At 35.3% G+C, this 16,905-nt stretch carries 14 protein-coding genes; 3 read left to right on the top strand and 11 right to left on the bottom strand.

All coding sequences use genetic code 11. The annotated features are described in order from the left end of the window. Window positions 1-258: 258 nt before the first annotated feature. The 6 genes from HMPREF3270_RS04165 to HMPREF3270_RS04140 form a co-directional block, all read right to left on the bottom strand. Entirely contained in the window at window positions 259-1,206 is a 948-nt protein-coding gene (locus HMPREF3270_RS04165) for an acetyl-CoA carboxylase carboxyltransferase subunit alpha (RefSeq protein WP_070867174.1), read from the bottom strand. Then, window positions 1,199-2,071, bottom strand: coding sequence for an acetyl-CoA carboxylase, carboxyltransferase subunit beta (accD, locus tag HMPREF3270_RS04160; RefSeq protein ID WP_070848461.1), 873 nt, complete (start codon window positions 2,069-2,071; stop codon window positions 1,199-1,201). The genes HMPREF3270_RS04165 and accD overlap by 8 nt, the downstream gene beginning before the upstream one ends. A 63-nt stretch (window positions 2,072-2,134) precedes the next feature. Continuing rightward, window positions 2,135-3,364: an NADP-dependent malic enzyme gene (locus HMPREF3270_RS04155; protein ID WP_070848460.1), complete on the bottom strand. Its 1,230-nt coding sequence runs from the start codon at window positions 3,362-3,364 to the stop codon at window positions 2,135-2,137. A 275-nt stretch (window positions 3,365-3,639) separates the two neighbouring features. Beyond that, a complete protein-coding gene (locus HMPREF3270_RS04150) occupies window positions 3,640-6,840 on the bottom strand; it encodes a DNA polymerase III subunit alpha (protein ID WP_070848459.1) in 3,201 nt (1,066 codons plus the stop codon). Between the two features lie 32 nt (window positions 6,841-6,872). Next, window positions 6,873-7,811 carry a DHH family phosphoesterase gene (locus tag HMPREF3270_RS04145; protein WP_070848458.1) on the bottom strand — a complete coding sequence of 313 codons (939 nt, stop codon included), beginning with the start codon at window positions 7,809-7,811 and terminating at the stop codon, window positions 6,873-6,875. A gap of 35 nt (window positions 7,812-7,846) precedes the next feature. Then, the gene (locus HMPREF3270_RS04140) at window positions 7,847-9,142 is read right to left on the bottom strand and encodes a DRTGG domain-containing protein (protein ID WP_070867173.1); all 1,296 of its coding nucleotides are present in this window, start codon (window positions 9,140-9,142) and stop codon (window positions 7,847-7,849) included. 223 nt (window positions 9,143-9,365) lie between these two features. Between HMPREF3270_RS04140 and HMPREF3270_RS04135 the strand changes: the two genes are divergently transcribed. Continuing rightward, the gene (locus HMPREF3270_RS04135; RefSeq protein WP_002481180.1) at window positions 9,366-9,779 is read left to right on the top strand and encodes a universal stress protein; all 414 of its coding nucleotides are present in this window, start codon (window positions 9,366-9,368) and stop codon (window positions 9,777-9,779) included. A 51-nt stretch (window positions 9,780-9,830) separates the two neighbouring features. Here HMPREF3270_RS04135 and HMPREF3270_RS04130 read toward each other — a convergent pair whose 3' ends face one another. Next, a complete protein-coding gene (locus HMPREF3270_RS04130) occupies window positions 9,831-10,520 on the bottom strand; it encodes a metal-dependent hydrolase (protein WP_070848457.1) in 690 nt (229 codons plus the stop codon). A 142-nt stretch (window positions 10,521-10,662) separates the two neighbouring features. On the opposite strand from HMPREF3270_RS04130, the gene HMPREF3270_RS04125 reads away from it, so the two are divergent. Then, window positions 10,663-11,718 carry a M24 family metallopeptidase gene (locus tag HMPREF3270_RS04125; RefSeq protein WP_083326812.1) on the top strand — a complete coding sequence of 352 codons (1,056 nt, stop codon included), beginning with the start codon at window positions 10,663-10,665 and terminating at the stop codon, window positions 11,716-11,718. Window positions 11,719-11,897: 179 nt separating this feature from the next. Here the strand turns inward: HMPREF3270_RS04125 and ald are convergent, their stop codons facing one another. After that, a complete protein-coding gene (gene ald, locus HMPREF3270_RS04120; protein ID WP_023015972.1) occupies window positions 11,898-13,013 on the bottom strand; it encodes an alanine dehydrogenase in 1,116 nt (371 codons plus the stop codon). A 206-nt stretch (window positions 13,014-13,219) separates the two neighbouring features. Between ald and HMPREF3270_RS04115 the strand changes: the two genes are divergently transcribed. Further along, window positions 13,220-13,723 carry a universal stress protein gene (locus HMPREF3270_RS04115; RefSeq protein WP_002481184.1) on the top strand — a complete coding sequence of 168 codons (504 nt, stop codon included), beginning with the start codon at window positions 13,220-13,222 and terminating at the stop codon, window positions 13,721-13,723. A 148-nt stretch (window positions 13,724-13,871) separates the two neighbouring features. Here HMPREF3270_RS04115 and HMPREF3270_RS04110 read toward each other — a convergent pair whose 3' ends face one another. The 3 genes from HMPREF3270_RS04110 to tpx all read right to left on the bottom strand — a co-directional run bounded on the left by HMPREF3270_RS04110 (window position 13,872) and on the right by tpx (window position 16,718). Then, window positions 13,872-15,068 carry an acetate kinase gene (locus HMPREF3270_RS04110; protein ID WP_002481186.1) on the bottom strand — a complete coding sequence of 399 codons (1,197 nt, stop codon included), beginning with the start codon at window positions 15,066-15,068 and terminating at the stop codon, window positions 13,872-13,874. An 83-nt stretch (window positions 15,069-15,151) separates the two neighbouring features. Further along, entirely contained in the window at window positions 15,152-16,099 is a 948-nt protein-coding gene (locus HMPREF3270_RS04105; RefSeq protein ID WP_002481187.1) for a class I SAM-dependent methyltransferase, read from the bottom strand. A gap of 118 nt (window positions 16,100-16,217) precedes the next feature. Beyond that, window positions 16,218-16,718 (bottom strand): thiol peroxidase, encoded by a 501-nt coding sequence (tpx, locus tag HMPREF3270_RS04100; protein ID WP_002481188.1) that lies wholly within the window; start codon window positions 16,716-16,718, stop codon window positions 16,218-16,220. Window positions 16,719-16,905 lie beyond the last annotated feature (187 nt).

Genomic DNA, 16,905 nt, shown 5'->3' with positions numbered 1-16,905 from the left:
GATTTACATTAAAAATACCATAAAATAGCGTGGTTATCCATAAAAATACCATGCAATCCATAATGTAAACGTTTTATATTTCTATTTTCGAAATATAGCCACACTTTTTATTTAATATGGATACGATAGACATATTTTTACAGTCTAATTTTTTCAATTTCTGCTATTTTTAACCATCATAACCGGATTAATTCTCAAATACAAAATGAAAAGGATTCTACACTCTTCCCTAAAAAAGAAGTATAGAATCCTTTTCCCTTATTGTTCTTTATATTCACCCATTTGACGGAATTTATCAAAACGATCGTTAGCTAACGCTGGACCATCTAATTTTTTCAACGCATCTAAATGAGAAACAAACGCATGTTTAATACTGCGCGCTTGTTGTTCAATATCTTTATGTGCGCCGCCAAGTGGTTCTGTAATAACTTCATCAATCACACCTAATTCTTTTAAATCAGGTGCTGTGATTTTCATTGTTTCAGCAGCAATTTTTGAAAGGTTGCTATCTTTCCATAACAACGCTGCTGCACCTTCTGGTGAAATCACTGAATACGTACTGTTTTCAAGCATTAATACTCTATTTGCAATACCAATACCTAAAGCTCCACCGCTTCCGCCTTCGCCAATAACTAAAGTGATGACAGGCACTTTCAAGCTAGACATTTCTATTAAGTTTTTAGCAATAGACTCACTTTGACCACGTTCTTCAGCAGATTTACCAGGGTATGCGCCTTTAGTATCAATAAATGTAAAGATAGGTCTGTTGAACTTCTCAGCTTGTTTCATTAAACGTAACGCTTTACGGTACCCTTCTGGATGAGCCATTCCGAAATTACGGTAAATATTATCTTTTGTATCTTTACCACGTTGTTGACCAACTACAGTGACTGGCTGACCATTTAAATATCCAATGCCGCCTATCATTGCTGGATCATCTCTGAAATTTCTATCCCCATGTAATTCCATGAAATCATCAAAGATGTATGGAATATAATCTAAGGTTGTAGGTCGTTCTTGCATTCTAGCTAATTGAACACGGTCCCAAGGTTTAAGATGCTTGTATATTTTTTCAGTTTCACGCTCTAGAGAAGCCTCTAACATATCAATTTCTTCTTGCAAATCTACATCATTTTTCTCTTGTGATTCTTTCAAAGCATCTATTTTATTTTTAATATCAAATAACGGCTTTTCAAAATCAAGCATCTTTTTTCACCTCTTGTCCTGTATGCATTTTCAATAATTGACTTAAAGTAGCACGCATATCTTTACGATGAACTACTTTATCTAATTGGCCGTGTTCTAATAAGAATTCCGCTGTTTGGAAATCATCCGGTAATTTTTCATTAATTGTTTGTTCAATAACACGACGACCCGCAAAACCGATTAAAGCACGCGGTTCTGACAAGTTGATATCACCAACTGATGCAAAGCTGGCAGAAACACCACCTGTTGTAGGATGTGTAATATAAGAAATATATAATAAACCAGCATCAGAATGACGTTTCAATGATACGCTTGTTTTACCCATTTGCATTAATGAAATAATACCTTCCTGCATTCTGGCACCGCCACTTGCAGAGAAAAGGATAAACGGCAAATGTTGTTCTGTACAATAATCTATAATACGGCAGATTTTCTCACCGACAACAGAACCCATACTCCCCATTCTGAAACGTGAATCCATAACTGCAACGCCGTATTTTGTACCATCTAATTCGGCTGTTCCAGTTACTACCGCTTCATTCAAATCTGTTTTGCTTTGATCTTTTTGAATTTTTTCTTCGTAACCAGGAAAGTCTAAAGGATTGGCAGATGTCATTCCTTTATCAAACTCTTTAAATGTTCCTTCATCTGAAATTGCTTCAATTCGTTTATATGCAGTCAAAGATAAGTGATGATCGCAATTAAAACACACATTGAGGTTTTCAGATAGTTCTTTTGTATACATGATTTTTTTACATTTTGGACATTTAGTCATGATACCTGATGGAACGTCATTCTGTTTTGAATCTTGGACAGTTACATATTTTTTCTTTTTACTGCCTCGATTGAAAAAATCTTTAAACATTGGTCAACCTCCACATCACTATTATGTTAATTTAAAGACATAACAGTACATTGTAAAAATAATCTATTTAATATCAGTTAATCTCATCGTTTTATTGTATATTTCATCTGGGTCAACTTCAACCCTAGCAACTCCAGATTCCATAGCTGCTTTCGCTACATTGCGTGCAACCAATGGTGCTACACGTTTATCAAATGGTGCTGGAATACAGTATTCCGGTGACAACTCATCCGGCCCAATTAAATTAGCGATAGCTTGTACAGCAGCTTGTTTCATTTTCTCATTAATATGTGTTGCACGTACATCTAAAGCACCTCTGAAGATGCCTGGGAATGCTAACACGTTATTAATTTGGTTCGGATAATCTGAACGGCCTGTTCCAATCACTCTTGCTCCAGCCGCTTTTGCGTCATCTGGATTAATTTCTGGATTAGGATTTGCCATCGCAAAAATGATACTGTCTTTATTCATTGATTTTACCATATCTTGAGATAATGCATTAGCAACAGAAACACCGATAAAGACATCAGCACCTTGGATAACATCAGCTAACTTACCTTCTTGTTTATCCTTGTTCGTCCATTCTGCCACAAAATCTTTGGTTTCATTCATGCCATGCGGGCGTCCTTTATAAATAGCACCTTTAGAATCACACATAATCATATTGCGCACACCGTATGAATATAATAATTTCACAATCGCAATACCTGCAGCGCCTGCACCATTCAATACCACTTTGATATCTGATAGTGATTTATCAGTAATTCTTAAAGCATTAATCAATCCAGCCATTGTCACGATTGCTGTCCCATGCTGATCATCATGAAAGACTGGAATTTTAGTTTCTTTTTTTAATCGGTTTTCAATTTCAAAACAGCGCGGCGCAGAAATATCTTCTAAGTTGATACCGCCGTAATTAGGTTCTAATAATTTAACTGTTTTGATAATTTCTTCTGTATCTGTTGTATTCAAAGCTATTGGTACACCACTTACCCCAGCAAAGCTTTTGAATAGAACAGCTTTACCTTCCATTACAGGAATACTTGCTTCAGGACCAATATTACCTAATCCTAATACTGCAGTGCCATCTGTTACTACAGCTACAGTATTGCCTTTAGATGTATAATCATAGACTTTACGAGGATCCTCATAAATCTCTTTACATGGTTCTGCAACACCAGGAGAATAAGCTAAACTTAATTCTTCTTTATTTGTAACTTTTACTTTGGGTGTAACATCAAATTTACCTTGATTTCTTTTATGCATTTCTAAAGCATCGTCTCTTAATGACAAACCAATCGCTCCTTTGTTCTGTATCTTAATATCGAAATAAATTCACGCATATTATGTTCAATCTATTACTGAGTTGTTTTATTATTTTTACCGAAAATTTACAATAAACTTTTGGTTTTAGTACTACTCTGAATTTTATGTACTGATTATAACACAGATGTCGCTGTTTCACTGATTCTCATGGGTTAAATTATTAATTTCCTTAATTTTGTCGATGAATTGCTTAAAAGTTTTAAAAGTCTGTAACTAATGCAATCCATTGTCACAGACTTCTATTACATTAAGCGAATATTTTCAGGATCAATTTGTTCAACCAATCTTTCAATCGTATCAACATCACGTTCAATTCTTCCAACTTGCCGCATTTGGTTTGACTGTTCATCATAAAAATATATTGGAAGTTGTTGATGTGTTTCAGATGTTTCATTATCAAAGTCTAAATCATCAACATTAATTTTTCTGAGTATAATACGTGTTGCTTTTTCAAACATCATTTTTTCATATGCATCTAAATCTTGTATTTCATTAATAATTAATTGATGCTTTTGATTTCTATTTTCGAATTTCCCTTTTACAATAAACGGTTTTTCTTCTAATAGAAGTGTTTCATAACGTTGAAAAGTATCAGGGAAAATAACACCATCTAACGTGTGCTCACCATCATTTAAAGTCGCAAAAGCCATCGGTTGCCCTTTTTTTGTACGAATACGTCTCAGTGTGTCCATTTGTACAAGTACAGGTTGATGATTGTTCGCATTGTTTAATTTATAAATGCCTAAAAACTGTTTTGAATCAAACAATTTTTCCATTGGATGTTTTGTAATATAAAATCCTAAGTATTCTTTTTCAAAGTTACTTAATGCTAAATCAGGCAACTCTTCTTTTTGTTGGTACTCTAATTTCGGTGTCACAAAGTCAAAAATCAAAGCATCTTGTTCGACTTGACTTGATGAATCTAAAACCTCATCTAATGTTCCTAATAAGGTTGCACGTGTTTCACCGAATTGATCAAATGCTCCCACTAATATGAGCGCTTCTAATAACTTACGTGTTTTAACGCGCCCAGATAAACGACGTGTAAAATCAAAGAAATCTTTATATCGACCATTTTGATAACGCTCATCTACAATGGCTTTAACACTTTGATAACCGACACCTTTGATGGTACCTAAAGATAAATAAATACCTTGTTCAGCTGCTTTATAATACCAATGACTTTCGTTGATGTCTGGAGGTAAAATCTTTAAGTTCATCGTTTTAGCTTCAGCAATCATCTGTTCAGTCTTTTTCTCACTGCCAATCACATTCGTTAAAATATTGGCATAAAAATAATTAGTATAATGTACTTTTAAATACGCCATCGTATAGGCGACTTTAGAATAACTCACCGCATGAGCACGTGGGAAACCATAATCTGCGAATTTAAGAATTAAATCAAAGATTTGTTTGCTTAATTGTTCTGAGTAGCCATTTCGACTTGCACCTTCTACAAAGTGTTGACGTTCATTTTCCAACACAGCCCGATTCTTTTTACTCATTGCTCGACGTAAAATATCCGCTTCTCCATAACTGAACCCTGCGAACTTACTTGCAATCTGCATGATTTGTTCTTGATAAATAATAACACCGTATGTGGATTTTAATATCGGTTCTAAATCAGGATGAAGATAGGCCACTTTAGATGGGTCATGACGTCTAGCAATATATGTCGGTATTTCTTCCATTGGACCTGGACGATATAAAGAAGTCATTGCGACAATATCCTCAAAATGTTGCGGCTGTAAACGTCTTAATGCATCTCTGACACCGTCTGATTCTAATTGGAATAATCCGGTTGTTTCCCCTAATGACAACATTTTAAATACTTTCTCATCATCAAAAGGAATAGATTCTATATCAATATCGATATTTAAATCTTTCTTTACTTGATTGATGATTTGGTGAATGATGGATAAATTTCTCAGACCTAAAAAGTCGATTTTCAACAAACCAAGTCGTTCGTCTTCAGTCATTGTCCACTGTGTTAATAGACCCGTATCTCCCATTAATAATGGTACATATTGATATAATGGACGTTCGTTAATAATAATGCCTGCCGCATGCGTTGATGTATGTCTCGGCAACCCTTCTAATTTCCTACTGAGTTTGAACCACATTTCATGTCTATGATTGCGATGCACAAAGTCTTTAAATGCTTGTGTGTCATAAGCTTCATTTAAAGTTATACCTAATTTAGACGGAATTAAATGTGAAATTTCACTGAGTGTTTTTTCTTCAAACCCCATAATACGTCCTACATCTCTTGCGACTGCTTTCGCTTGTAAATGTCCAAATGTCACAATACCTGAAACATGGTAATCTCCATATTTTTGTTGTACATATTCAATCACACGTTCACGTTTTGTATCTTCAAAGTCGATATCAATATCTGGCATTGTGACACGTTCGGGATTTAAAAATCGCTCAAATAATAAGTTATATTTTAATGGGTCAATCGTTGTGATATTCAACAAGTAACTGATTAGAGAACCTGCAGATGAACCACGACCTGGACCGACCATGACATCTTGTGTTTTCGCGTAATGAATCAGATCGCTTACAATTAGGAAATAATCTTCGTACCCCATTTTCGTAATGACATCGAACTCATAATCTAAACGTTTTCTATACTGAGGAGTATCTAAGTTCATACGTTTAATAGCATTATCTAATAATTGGTATAAGTATTCTTTAGATGAAGTACCTTCAGGTGTATCATACTGTGGTAACAGTGATTGATGATATTCAATCGTAATATTACATTGATCAGCAAGGTCATTTGTATTATCAATAATGTCTTGAGATAAACTCAAGCTAACTATATCAGCTTGGCTATATAAATGGGCATGCTGTTCGCTACCTGTATTTACTAAGTCTAATGCTTTATTGTTTTTAATTGCTTGCAATGCACTGACAGTTTCAGCATCTGCTTCATCAAGATATTTTGCTTCTTGCATCCACACTTGATTTAAATCTAATTGTTCTGCTGCACCGCTGCTTAAATGATCCGTGAATACATCTGTGTGTTCACTAAACATTTCCGCTAAATTCATTTGTTCAGCATTGATACGCTTAAAAATAATGACTAAATCATTTTGATAATGTTTTAGCCATTCTGTAGAAATCGTACGTTTATCTTGTATTTTAATTGCTGAAGAAAGTTGATATAACGATTTTAATCCTTGATTATTTTTAGCTAATAATACTGTTTCTAACTCTGTTAAGCCATCACTTAAATCTACAGTCATACCGATAATGGGTTTGATGTCTGCTTGTCTGCATGCATCATAAAATTGAGGGACAGCATACAAGACATTTCTATCAGTCAGTGCCAACGATTGATAGCCTTCTGCGACTGCTTTTTCAACAATGTCAGAAACACGTAGACTAGATTCTAGCAAATCATACGCAGTGTGGATATTTAGATGTGCCTTCATAATTTTGTCCCTCCCTTTTTAATATTGTGCAGTTAGTCGATTAATTTTTGATTTAAGGCTTCTGCTAAACGATCAAATTCTTCCCAACTATAAACTGAAACACCAGATGCATTCGGGTGTCCGCCGCCTCCAAATTGTTGTGCGACGTCATTGATAACAACTTTTTTAGAACGCAGACGACAACGAATATCTTCGCCTTCATCAACTGCAAAGACCCAAATTTTTAAACCGCGTAAATCAGCAATTGTATTTACAAATTGAGAAGCTTCGTTCGGTTTAATATCAAATTGTTTTAAAACATCTTGTGTAATTTGAACTTTCGCAAAGCCGTTGTCATTCATTTCAAAGTTTTGTAGCACATAGCCTTGGAATGGCATAAGTTTAGGGTCTTTTTCAGCCATTTTATTCAATTCTGCAGTGTGGTCAAATGGATATTTTAAAAGTTGTGCCCCAACTTCCATTGTATGCGCACTTGTATTGCTGAATAAGAAACTACCTGTATCGCCAACGATACCTAAATACAGTAAGCGTGCTGTTTCTGCATCAATGATGGATGTATCATTAAAATGCGCAATGATATCAAAGATGATTTCACTTGTTGATGAAGCTTCAGTGTTCACATAATTTAACTCGCCATATTGATCTAATGCAGGATGGTGATCAATTTTGATTAAACCTTTACCATTAGCAAAACGTTGATCATCAATACGAGGCGCATTAGCTGTATCACATACGATGACTAATGCTTCTTTGTAAGTATCATCACTTACTGCATCAAATGTTCCCATAAAATCTAAAGAAGGCTCACTTTCACCTACAGCATAGACTTTTTTATCTGGAAATTTTAATTGTAAATAAGATTTTAAACCTAATTGAGAACCATAGGCATCTGGATCTGGTCGCACATGTCTATGGATAATAATTGTATCTTCTTGTTCAATTCGGTTCATAATTTCATTAAATGTATTCATATCATTACTCCTTCATTATCTGTTGATGCAGTACATCAGCTTTCTAGCATTTGACAAATAATCAATGCTTTAGCTACATCTTGTTGTCCTTCACGCATGCTGACCTCAATTTTAGCAAAGTGTCTCCCAACATCTAACATGTCATAATTAATTTCAAGTTCTGTTTCAATAGAAACTGTCTTCATATAAATAATACTTAAACTTTCAATCATAACTTCTTGTTTTTTTATTTGACGCATTTTATAGCGAATCGTTTCTTCAATAATTGCGACAAAAGCACCTTTACTTAACGTCCCGTATTGGCTTGTCAGTTGGGGTGCAACATCTACAGTAATTTTATCTTTATTAATTGAAATGTACTTGCCGACTTGATCATTGATAGTTTCCCCTACTTGCGGTTGACGTCCTAATAATTGCATAGCACGCAGAACATCTTCACGTGATACTACGCCAAGTAATTTCTTATTGATTGTCGTGACCGGCAGTAATTCAATACCTTCCCATATCATCATATGCGCACATGTCGCAACAGTTGTAGACACTTGCACATTTAACACAGGCTTTGTCATTACTTTATAAAGATATTCTTCTGAATCTTTTGCAATAATATCTTTACTTGTCACAATCCCCACTAATTTAAAGTCATCATCGACAACTGGAAATCTTGAATGTCCTGTCTCTTGCGAACGACTTTTAACATCTGCAACTTTCATTGTTTCTTTCAATACAGTCTCTTCAGTGACAGGTTTAACAATATCTTCAACAATTAAAATTTCTTTACGAATGATCTGATTATACATCGCACGGTTAATCATATTCGCAACTAAATATGAATCGTAATTAGACGATAAGATAGGCAAATCATGTTGATCTGCATAACGTTTAATTTCAGGTGTTGTACTTAAACCACCTGTAATCAACACTGCACTGCCATGTCTCAATGCTTCTAATTGTACATCCGTCCTATTACCGACAATCAACAAAGTATTTTTAGTCAGATATTTAACCACATTTTCTAATTTCATGGCACCAATAGCAAACTTAGTCAGCGTGTTATGAAGACCGTTACGACCTGCAAGTACCTGACCATCAATAATTTTAACAATTTCACCAAACGTTAAATGTTCGATTTCTTCTCTAGTTTTCTTTTCTATTCTCACAGTTCCGACTCGATCTATGGTAGCGACGAGTCCAAGTTGTTCAGCATCTTTAATTGCACGGTAAGCTGTTCCTTCAGATACCTCTAAATCTTTTGCTATTTTACGGACAGATATTTTCTGACCCACAGCGAGTGATTCAATGTGTGCAAGAATCTGTTCATGTTTTGTCATTACTTACTTCCCTCATTCTCTGCTTACTCTTCTTATTAATTATAACTTGATTCAGTCTAAAAATCGAAGTTAATCTCTCTTGAATTTTAACATGTTATAGGTGGAGTACCTAACTCAATAGTTGACATTTTGTAATTTAAATACGGTTTGTTAAGTTGACAATAAATTTAATTGGAAAAGTTGACACATTTTTATTAGAATATGTATTAAGGAGGGATTGAGAATGTATAAAAATATTTTACTCGGCGTTGATACTGATTTAGAAAACAAAAAAGCATTAGCTAATATCAGAAAATTGTCTGGTGAAGGCACAATTGTCACATTATTAAATGCGATCACTGAACAAGATGCACAAGCATCTATTAAGGGCGGCACACATTTAAACGATTTAACAAAAGCGCGTAGTCAAGAATTACAACCAACACGTGATATTCTTGATGAATACGGTATCGAATACGATGAAATCATTGTACGCGGTAATCCAAAAGAAGAACTTGTTAAGTTTGCGAACAGTGGTGATTATGACATTTTAGTAGTAAGTAACCGTAAAGCACAAGAGCAAAAGAAATTTGTGCTAGGCAGCGTCAGCCATAAAGTCGCAAAACGTGCTCATATCCCAGTATTGATTGTAAAATAATGAAAAATGCTTGTACATTGAGTTGTACAAGCATTTTTATTATCTGTGTTATTAGAATTTTACAGCTTCACCTGGTTTTAAGATTTGTACTTCGCCTTCTTTAACCAATTTCTTGAATTCTTCAGGGTCTTGTTCAATATATGGGAATGTGTTGTAATGCACAGGTACAGTGATTTTCGGTTTGATAAACTCGTTGATCGCGTAACTGGCATCTTCAATACCCATTGTGAAGTTATCACCGATTGGTACGAAGCATACATCCACCGGATGACGATCTGCGATTAATTTCATATCACTGAATAAGCCAGTGTCACCACAGTGATAAATCGTTTTGTCTTCAATTTCTAAAATCAAACCAGTTGAAGAACCTAAATAAACTGGAATGCCGTTTTCATTTGTGATACTTGAACTATGGAACGCTTGTACATACTTAACTGTTCCAAAGTCAAATTCCCATTTACCTCCGATATTCATTGGGTGTACATTTTCTACACCTTGTGCAGTTGATAAATAATCTGCAACTTCCGCAAGGCCGACAACTGTCGCATTATTTTTTTGCGCAATTTTCACAGTATCACCGAAGTGGTCTGCGTGACCATGCGTTAAAATAATATAATCTACCTCTAAATCTTCTGCATTTAAATCTGATAAATCATTACCAGTAATAAATGGATCTACGATGACTTTCTTGCCGTTTGCTTCAAAATAGATTGTTGATTGTCCATGAAATGATAATTCCATTTTAAAAAGCCCCCTTATGCTTCAATCTTAACTCTAGTATAACATTTACCCCACTTTAGTCTAAATGACACCATTGCCTTTTGAATTCTGAACCGCTTTGACTTAAAATAAAGTTAATCATACGAATGGAGGTTGAAGAATTTTGAAAACAGAAGAAATTGTTAATGAAATACGTAATCAAGATGCAGGGGCTGCTTGGATTACGACACCGCTTAACGTATTCTACTTTTCTGGCTACTTAAGCGATCCCCACGAACGTTTATTAGCCTTGCTAATTACTGCTGAGGGTGAAGAAGTTTTATTTGTCCCTAAATTAGAAGTAGAAGAGGTTAAAGCCTCTCCGTTCACTGGTAAAGTTGTCGGTAATGCTGATGGTGAAGATCCATTTAAGCTTGTAGATTACAACTTTGATAAAATTCTTGTGGAAGAAGATCATCTGACATTAAAACGTCAAAAAGAATTAATTGAAGGATTTGGTGTTGAAACATTCGGTTCAATTGACCAAACAATCAAAGATTTACGTAATGTCAAAACTCCTGAGGAAATTGACAAAATCAAAGAAGCTGCAAGACTTGCTGATAAATGTATTGAAATCGGAGTAGATTTTTTAGAAGAAGGCGTAACAGAAAAACAAGTGGTACGTCATATTGAATATGAAATTCAAACAAAATACGGTGTCAGCGCAATGAGTTTCGATACAATGGTCTTATTTGGCGACCATGCTGCTTCACCACATGGTATTCCTGGTGATCGCCAACTTCAAAAAGATGAATATGTCTTATTCGACTTAGGTGTTATTTATGAAAACTATTGCTCAGATATGACACGAACAGTAGCTTTCGGTAACCCAAGCGAAAAAGCACAATTTGTTTATAATGTTGTATTAGAAGCTGAAAAAGCTGCAATTGACATGATTAAACCGGGCGTAGTTATTGGTGACGTAGACAGAAAAGCACGCGGTATTATTGCTGATGCTGGTTATGGTGAATACTTCGTACACCGTCTTGGTCACGGTTTAGGCTTAGAAGAACATGAATATCAAGATGTTGCTGGATTCAACACAAATCAATTTGTTCCAGGTATGGTTGTCACAGTTGAACCTGGTGTTTATGTTCCTGGTGAAGTGGGTGTCCGTATCGAAGACGACATCTTAGTCACTGAAGATGGAAATGAAGTCTTAACACATTATGATAAATAATGAGAGAGTATTGATTTAAGGTGGAGTACGAATACTCCACCTTTTTTATGAGCTGAAAAATTTCTGTGTATAGAAAGACGCCACCCCATCGCTGTTTATACCCCAAACAGCAATGAGATGGCGTCATTTTTGATGTTTTCAGAGCTTTATACGCTCCTTACATCCCATTAAATTAATAATTAATTTAATGCTTGATCTACTGGTGTATACGGAAGATCAAACGTGTTAGCTACACCTTCATTTGTAACTTTACCGTCGTACACATTCAATCCTAAAGATAATGGTTGGTTATCTTTCAATGCTTGTAAATAACCTTTGTTTGCGATTTGTAGCGCATAAGGTAATGTCGCATTGTTTAAACCAATTGTAGAAGTACGTGGTACCGCACCTGGCATATTTGCTACTGCATAGTGAACCACACCATGTTTAACATAAGTTGGATCATCATGCGTTGTAACGTGGTCAGATGTTTCGAAGATACCACCTTGGTCGATAGCGATATCTACCAATACAGCACCGTCTTTCATGTCTTTAACCATTTGTTCAGTTACAAGTTTTGGTGCTTTAGCGCCTGGAATTAATACCGCACCGACAACTAAATCACTTTGCGTAACATTTTGTTCGATATTAAGCGGGTTAGACATAACTGTATGCACACGTCCGCCGAATAAATCATCAAGTTCTTGTAAACGTTTTGGATTAACGTCTAAGATTGTTACGTCGGCACCTAAGCCTAAAGCGATTTTCGCTGCGTTTGTACCTGCTTGGCCGCCACCGATAATTGTGACTTTACCTTTAGGTACACCAGGAATTCCTCCTAGCAATACGCCCATACCGCCATAGAATTTTTGCAAGAATTGCGCACCGATTTGTGTCGCCATTCTACCTGCAACTTCACTCATTGGCGTTAATAATGGTAATGATCTATCTGGTAATTGCACCGTTTCGTATGCAATCGCAACGACTTCATTATCAACAAGTTCTTTTGTTAATGTTTCGTCGTTTGCTAAGTGTAGATAAGTGAATAAGATTAAATCTTTCTTGAAATATTTGTATTCTGGTTCAATTGGTTCTTTAACCTTGATAACCATTTCAACATCCCAAGCTTCGCCAGGTCCATCAACAATTGTTGCACCTGCGTCTTTATAATCCTCATCTGTAAAGAATGAACCTTCACCTGCGCTGCTCTCTACTTTAACTGTGTGCCCTGCTTCAACTAAAGCATGAACACCGCTTGGTGATAAACCTACTCTGTTTTCATTATTTTTTATCTCTTTTGGAATACCTATTTTCATTCCGTACACCTCCCATCCTTATCCTAACGCTTATATGCTGAAAGCGCAATCATTACGTTCAGAAAAGCATGATAAGATTAAATTATCATTAGATATAAGGTATTTTTAAAATTCAAACAAATGTAAAAATTCAATCGCTACTTTTATTTCTAATATTCTGTCAATGTGGTAAAATATAAGTGAATAGAAGAAGGAGGTCATGTACGATGTTAACTTATAAAAATATTTTAATCGCAGTAGATGGATCACAAGAAGCTGAATGGGCATTCAATAAAGCGGTGGAAGTAGCGAAACGTAACAACGCTAAACTTATCATCACTAATGTTATTGACTCTAGAACATATACTTCATACGAAGTTTATGATGTTCAGTTCACTGAAAAATCTAAACAATTCGCTGAAGAATTACTTAGAGGTTATAAAGATTTTGCCCAAAAAGAAGGCGTGGAAGACGTTGAAACACTCCTTGAATTTGGTTCACCTAAAGCAATCATTCCTAAAAAAATCGCACAAGAAGTCAAAGCAGACTTAGTTATTTGCGGTACTTCTGGTTTGAATGCGGTAGAACGCTTTATCGTAGGATCTGTTTCAGAAGCTATTGTTCGTCATTCACCTTGTGATGTTCTAGTAGTTCGTACAGAAGAAATGCCTGAAGATTTCGAACCTCAAGTAGCAACTGAAGAATTACGTAAACAATATCAAGCAAGATAATTAATTTGCTTTTACTATGAGTGTTTAACCGGTCAGTTAATAACTGATCGGTTTTTTTATTACTTTAAAAATTATCATTACGCAAAAAAATCCAGTTAATAAGGTTATCTCCCCTATTAACTGGATGAATTTTATCAATTATAAACTACTATAAACTACCGAATTTAACTGCATCACGTGCAATCATAACTTCTTCGTTTGTTGGAATAACTAATACTTTAACTGGTGAATGTGGGTAGTTGATAAATCCTTCTGAACCATGAATTTGTTCGTTTTTCTTAGGATCCCAATAAACACCCATGAATTCTAAACCTTCTAATACACGGCCACGCACTTCGTCAGAGTTTTCTCCGACACCTGCAGTGAAGACAATAACATCTACACCGTGCATTTTCGCTGTATAAGAACCAATATATTTGTGGATACGTGAAGCAAATACATCTAGTGCTAATTGTGCACGTGTTTTGCCTTCATCTGCATCTTGTTCTAAGTCGCGTAAGTCACTTGAAGTACCTGAGATACCTAATAAACCTGATTCTTTATTTAGGATATCTAACACTTCTTCAGCGTTTTTACCTGTTTTTTCCATAATATATGGAATTAATGCTGGGTCAATATCACCAGAGCGTGTACCCATTGTAACACCTGCTAATGGTGTGAAGCCCATTGAAGTATCTACTGATTCGCCGCCATCGATTGCCGCAATAGAAGCACCGTTACCGATGTGACAAGAAATAATACGTAATTCTTCAATTGGACGATTTAAAATTTCAGCAGCACGTTGTGATACATATTTATGGCTTGTACCGTGGAAACCATATTTACGGATGCCATAGTCTTTATAGTAATGGAATGGCAAGCTGTATAAATATGCTTGTTCTGGCATTGTTTGATGGAATGATGTATCAAACACTGCAACATGAGGAATATTCGGCAATAATTTTCGGAATGCACGAATACCCATTAAGTTTGCTGGATTGTGAAGTGGTGCTAATTCTGTCAATGATTCAATTTGTTTCTCTACCTCGTCTGTAACTAACGCAGATTCAGGGAATAATTCCCCACCATGAACAACACGATGTCCTGTACCATCAATGTCATTGATGTCACGAATAATACCGTGGTTAATCAAGCTATCCAACATTAAATCAACAGCTTTTACGTGGTCGCTGATTTCTTTTTCATCAGTATACTTTTGACCATTAAATTCTACTGTGATTTTTGAGCCTTTAAGGCCGATACGCTCAATTAAACCTTTACTTATTAATTTTTCTTCAGGCATTTCTATAAGTTGGAATTTCAGTGATGAACTACCTGCGTTAATTGCTAACACTAATTTTGACATAAAACTATGCCTCCAATATTTACATTTTCTTTTACCATATCTATTTAACCATTAATACAGTTCAATTTCAAGATTATTACAGTTTATTTTTTGTGATGATTTTGTTGCAGCCATTCTGACAATTCTTTTAAAAATCCTTGAAACTGTTGCGGAGATTTAAAATCTGGTATATTGGCCAACAACACTTCAACAGCATGCGTTACCTCGCGTTCTTTTTTCTGTAAAATCAGGATTGATTTGCGAGATTGCTCAGTTTTGAACAAAGTTTTCGGTAAGTTCAAGAATGCTTGCATTTCTGTATCTGTTGCAATGAATTTTTCGAGCTGTTTTACATGTTCACCTTCAAAAATATTGCTAGGCACAATTAAAAATGCAAAACCTGCACCTCTTAACGCTTCAATTGCTTGTTCAATTAATAAGAAATGCGCATAACTATGTCCTTCTTCAAATCCCAATTTCATTTCATGACTGCGATCATCTACTGGATAATAACCTACAGGCAAATCTCCAATCACGACATCCGCTTCTTCAAACGGTAAAGGCAATATCGCATCTTGTGGGTAAACATCAAAAGGAATTTCCAAGAAATTCGCTAGATGTACACTGACACGAGATAACACTGGATCCACTTCAACAAGATGATGCATTAATGTCTGTTCTGTTAACACTTCATGCACAGTTGCACTTAAATGACCACTGCCGCTGGTTAAATCAACAATGTTCAGTTCTTTTTTATCTTGTGTAAACTGTTGTACTAAGAATCCAAGAATCAAGCCGATCGAGTCAGGAGTAATTTGGTGATTTGCCTGAATATCTTGTTCTTGCAACAAGCTTAAATATGCAAATTGGAAAGCTTTACGTCGGTCTGCTAGTGTTGCTTGTTCTAATAAGTCACGGTCATTACGATAAATCTGTTCCATCGCAAGCCCTAAGTTTTCAATAAAACTTTGACCATTTTCTTTATTGAGTTCTTTTGTTTTAGTATCTAATTCATGAAACAAACGTTCCATAATTGTTTGTTCTTCAGCCATTTTAAAATCCTTCCTAAAAAGACTGCTCATAATCAATGAATCTAAAATCCTTACACTAATTATGAGCAGTCTGGTCTAAATTTATTAACTTAAAATTACTTTAAATACTTGCTTTACTTTAGTCTAATTCTCTATATGCTTTTAATGCAGATTCGAAATCAGGGAAGTCTGTTCCTTCATTCACGATTTCTTTATAAACAACTTTGTTATTTTTATCTAATACGAATACTGAACGTGCTAATAATTGTAAGTCGTCCATTAATACGCCAAAGTTTTTACCAAATGAATGTTTTTGGTAGTCACTTAATAAAATAACATTGTCTAAACCGCTTGCTGCACACCATCTTTTTTGAGCGAACGGTAAGTCTTCAGAAATAGTAAGCACTACGCCACCTTCTTCTGATGCTGCTTCTTCGTTGAATTTACGTGTTTGTTTATCACAAACCCCTGTATCAATAGATGGTACTGCACTGATTAGTTTTTTCTTGCCTTCGTAATCTGCAAGTGTAACTTCTTCTAAATCATTGTTTACTACTGTGAAGTCTGGTGCTTCTTGCCCTTCTTCTACTGCATTACCTACTAATGAAACGGGATCTCCGCCGAATGTAATTTGTACCATATTAATAAACAACCTCCTGAGATTTTGTTAGTACTTTTTCTTTACCCCATTATACCGATATCAACACGTCAACTCCAATATTTATCCTTCGATTGAATGAACTATTTACTATTTTTCATGTAGAAGATGCCTTGAATTGAAAGATTTATCGTCATAAATCGAGTAGGAGAGTAATCATTAATTGACC

Origin of the sequence: Staphylococcus sp. HMSC65H10, from assembly GCF_001839185.1 — a bacterium.
In the GTDB taxonomy this organism is placed as follows: Bacteria; Bacillota; Bacilli; order Staphylococcales; family Staphylococcaceae; genus Staphylococcus; species Staphylococcus simulans.
Note: the sequence above shows the minus strand (reverse complement) of the source record. Positions and strands in the feature narration are given on the sequence as shown.

Excerpts from the sequence above, each read along its gene's own strand:
- HMPREF3270_RS04165 (WP_070867174.1), bottom strand. The coding sequence starts at position 1,206 with ATGCTTGATTTTGAAAAGCCGTTATTTGATATTAAAAATAAAATAGAT.
- accD (WP_070848461.1), bottom strand. The coding sequence starts at position 2,071 with ATGTTTAAAGATTTTTTCAATCGAGGCAGTAAAAAGAAAAAATATGTA.
- HMPREF3270_RS04150 (WP_070848459.1), bottom strand. The coding sequence starts at position 6,840 with ATGAAGGCACATCTAAATATCCACACTGCGTATGATTTGCTAGAATCT.
- HMPREF3270_RS04145 (WP_070848458.1), bottom strand. The coding sequence starts at position 7,811 with ATGAATACATTTAATGAAATTATGAACCGAATTGAACAAGAAGATACA.
- HMPREF3270_RS04140 (WP_070867173.1), bottom strand. The coding sequence starts at position 9,142 with ATGACAAAACATGAACAGATTCTTGCACACATTGAATCACTCGCTGTG.
- HMPREF3270_RS04135 (WP_002481180.1), top strand. The coding sequence starts at position 9,366 with ATGTATAAAAATATTTTACTCGGCGTTGATACTGATTTAGAAAACAAA.
- HMPREF3270_RS04130 (WP_070848457.1), bottom strand. The coding sequence starts at position 10,520 with ATGGAATTATCATTTCATGGACAATCAACAATCTATTTTGAAGCAAAC.
- ald (WP_023015972.1), bottom strand. The coding sequence starts at position 13,013 with ATGAAAATAGGTATTCCAAAAGAGATAAAAAATAATGAAAACAGAGTA.
- HMPREF3270_RS04115 (WP_002481184.1), top strand. The coding sequence starts at position 13,220 with ATGTTAACTTATAAAAATATTTTAATCGCAGTAGATGGATCACAAGAA.
- HMPREF3270_RS04110 (WP_002481186.1), bottom strand. The coding sequence starts at position 15,068 with ATGTCAAAATTAGTGTTAGCAATTAACGCAGGTAGTTCATCACTGAAA.
- HMPREF3270_RS04105 (WP_002481187.1), bottom strand. The coding sequence starts at position 16,099 with ATGGCTGAAGAACAAACAATTATGGAACGTTTGTTTCATGAATTAGAT.
- tpx (WP_002481188.1), bottom strand. The coding sequence starts at position 16,718 with ATGGTACAAATTACATTCGGCGGAGATCCCGTTTCATTAGTAGGTAAT.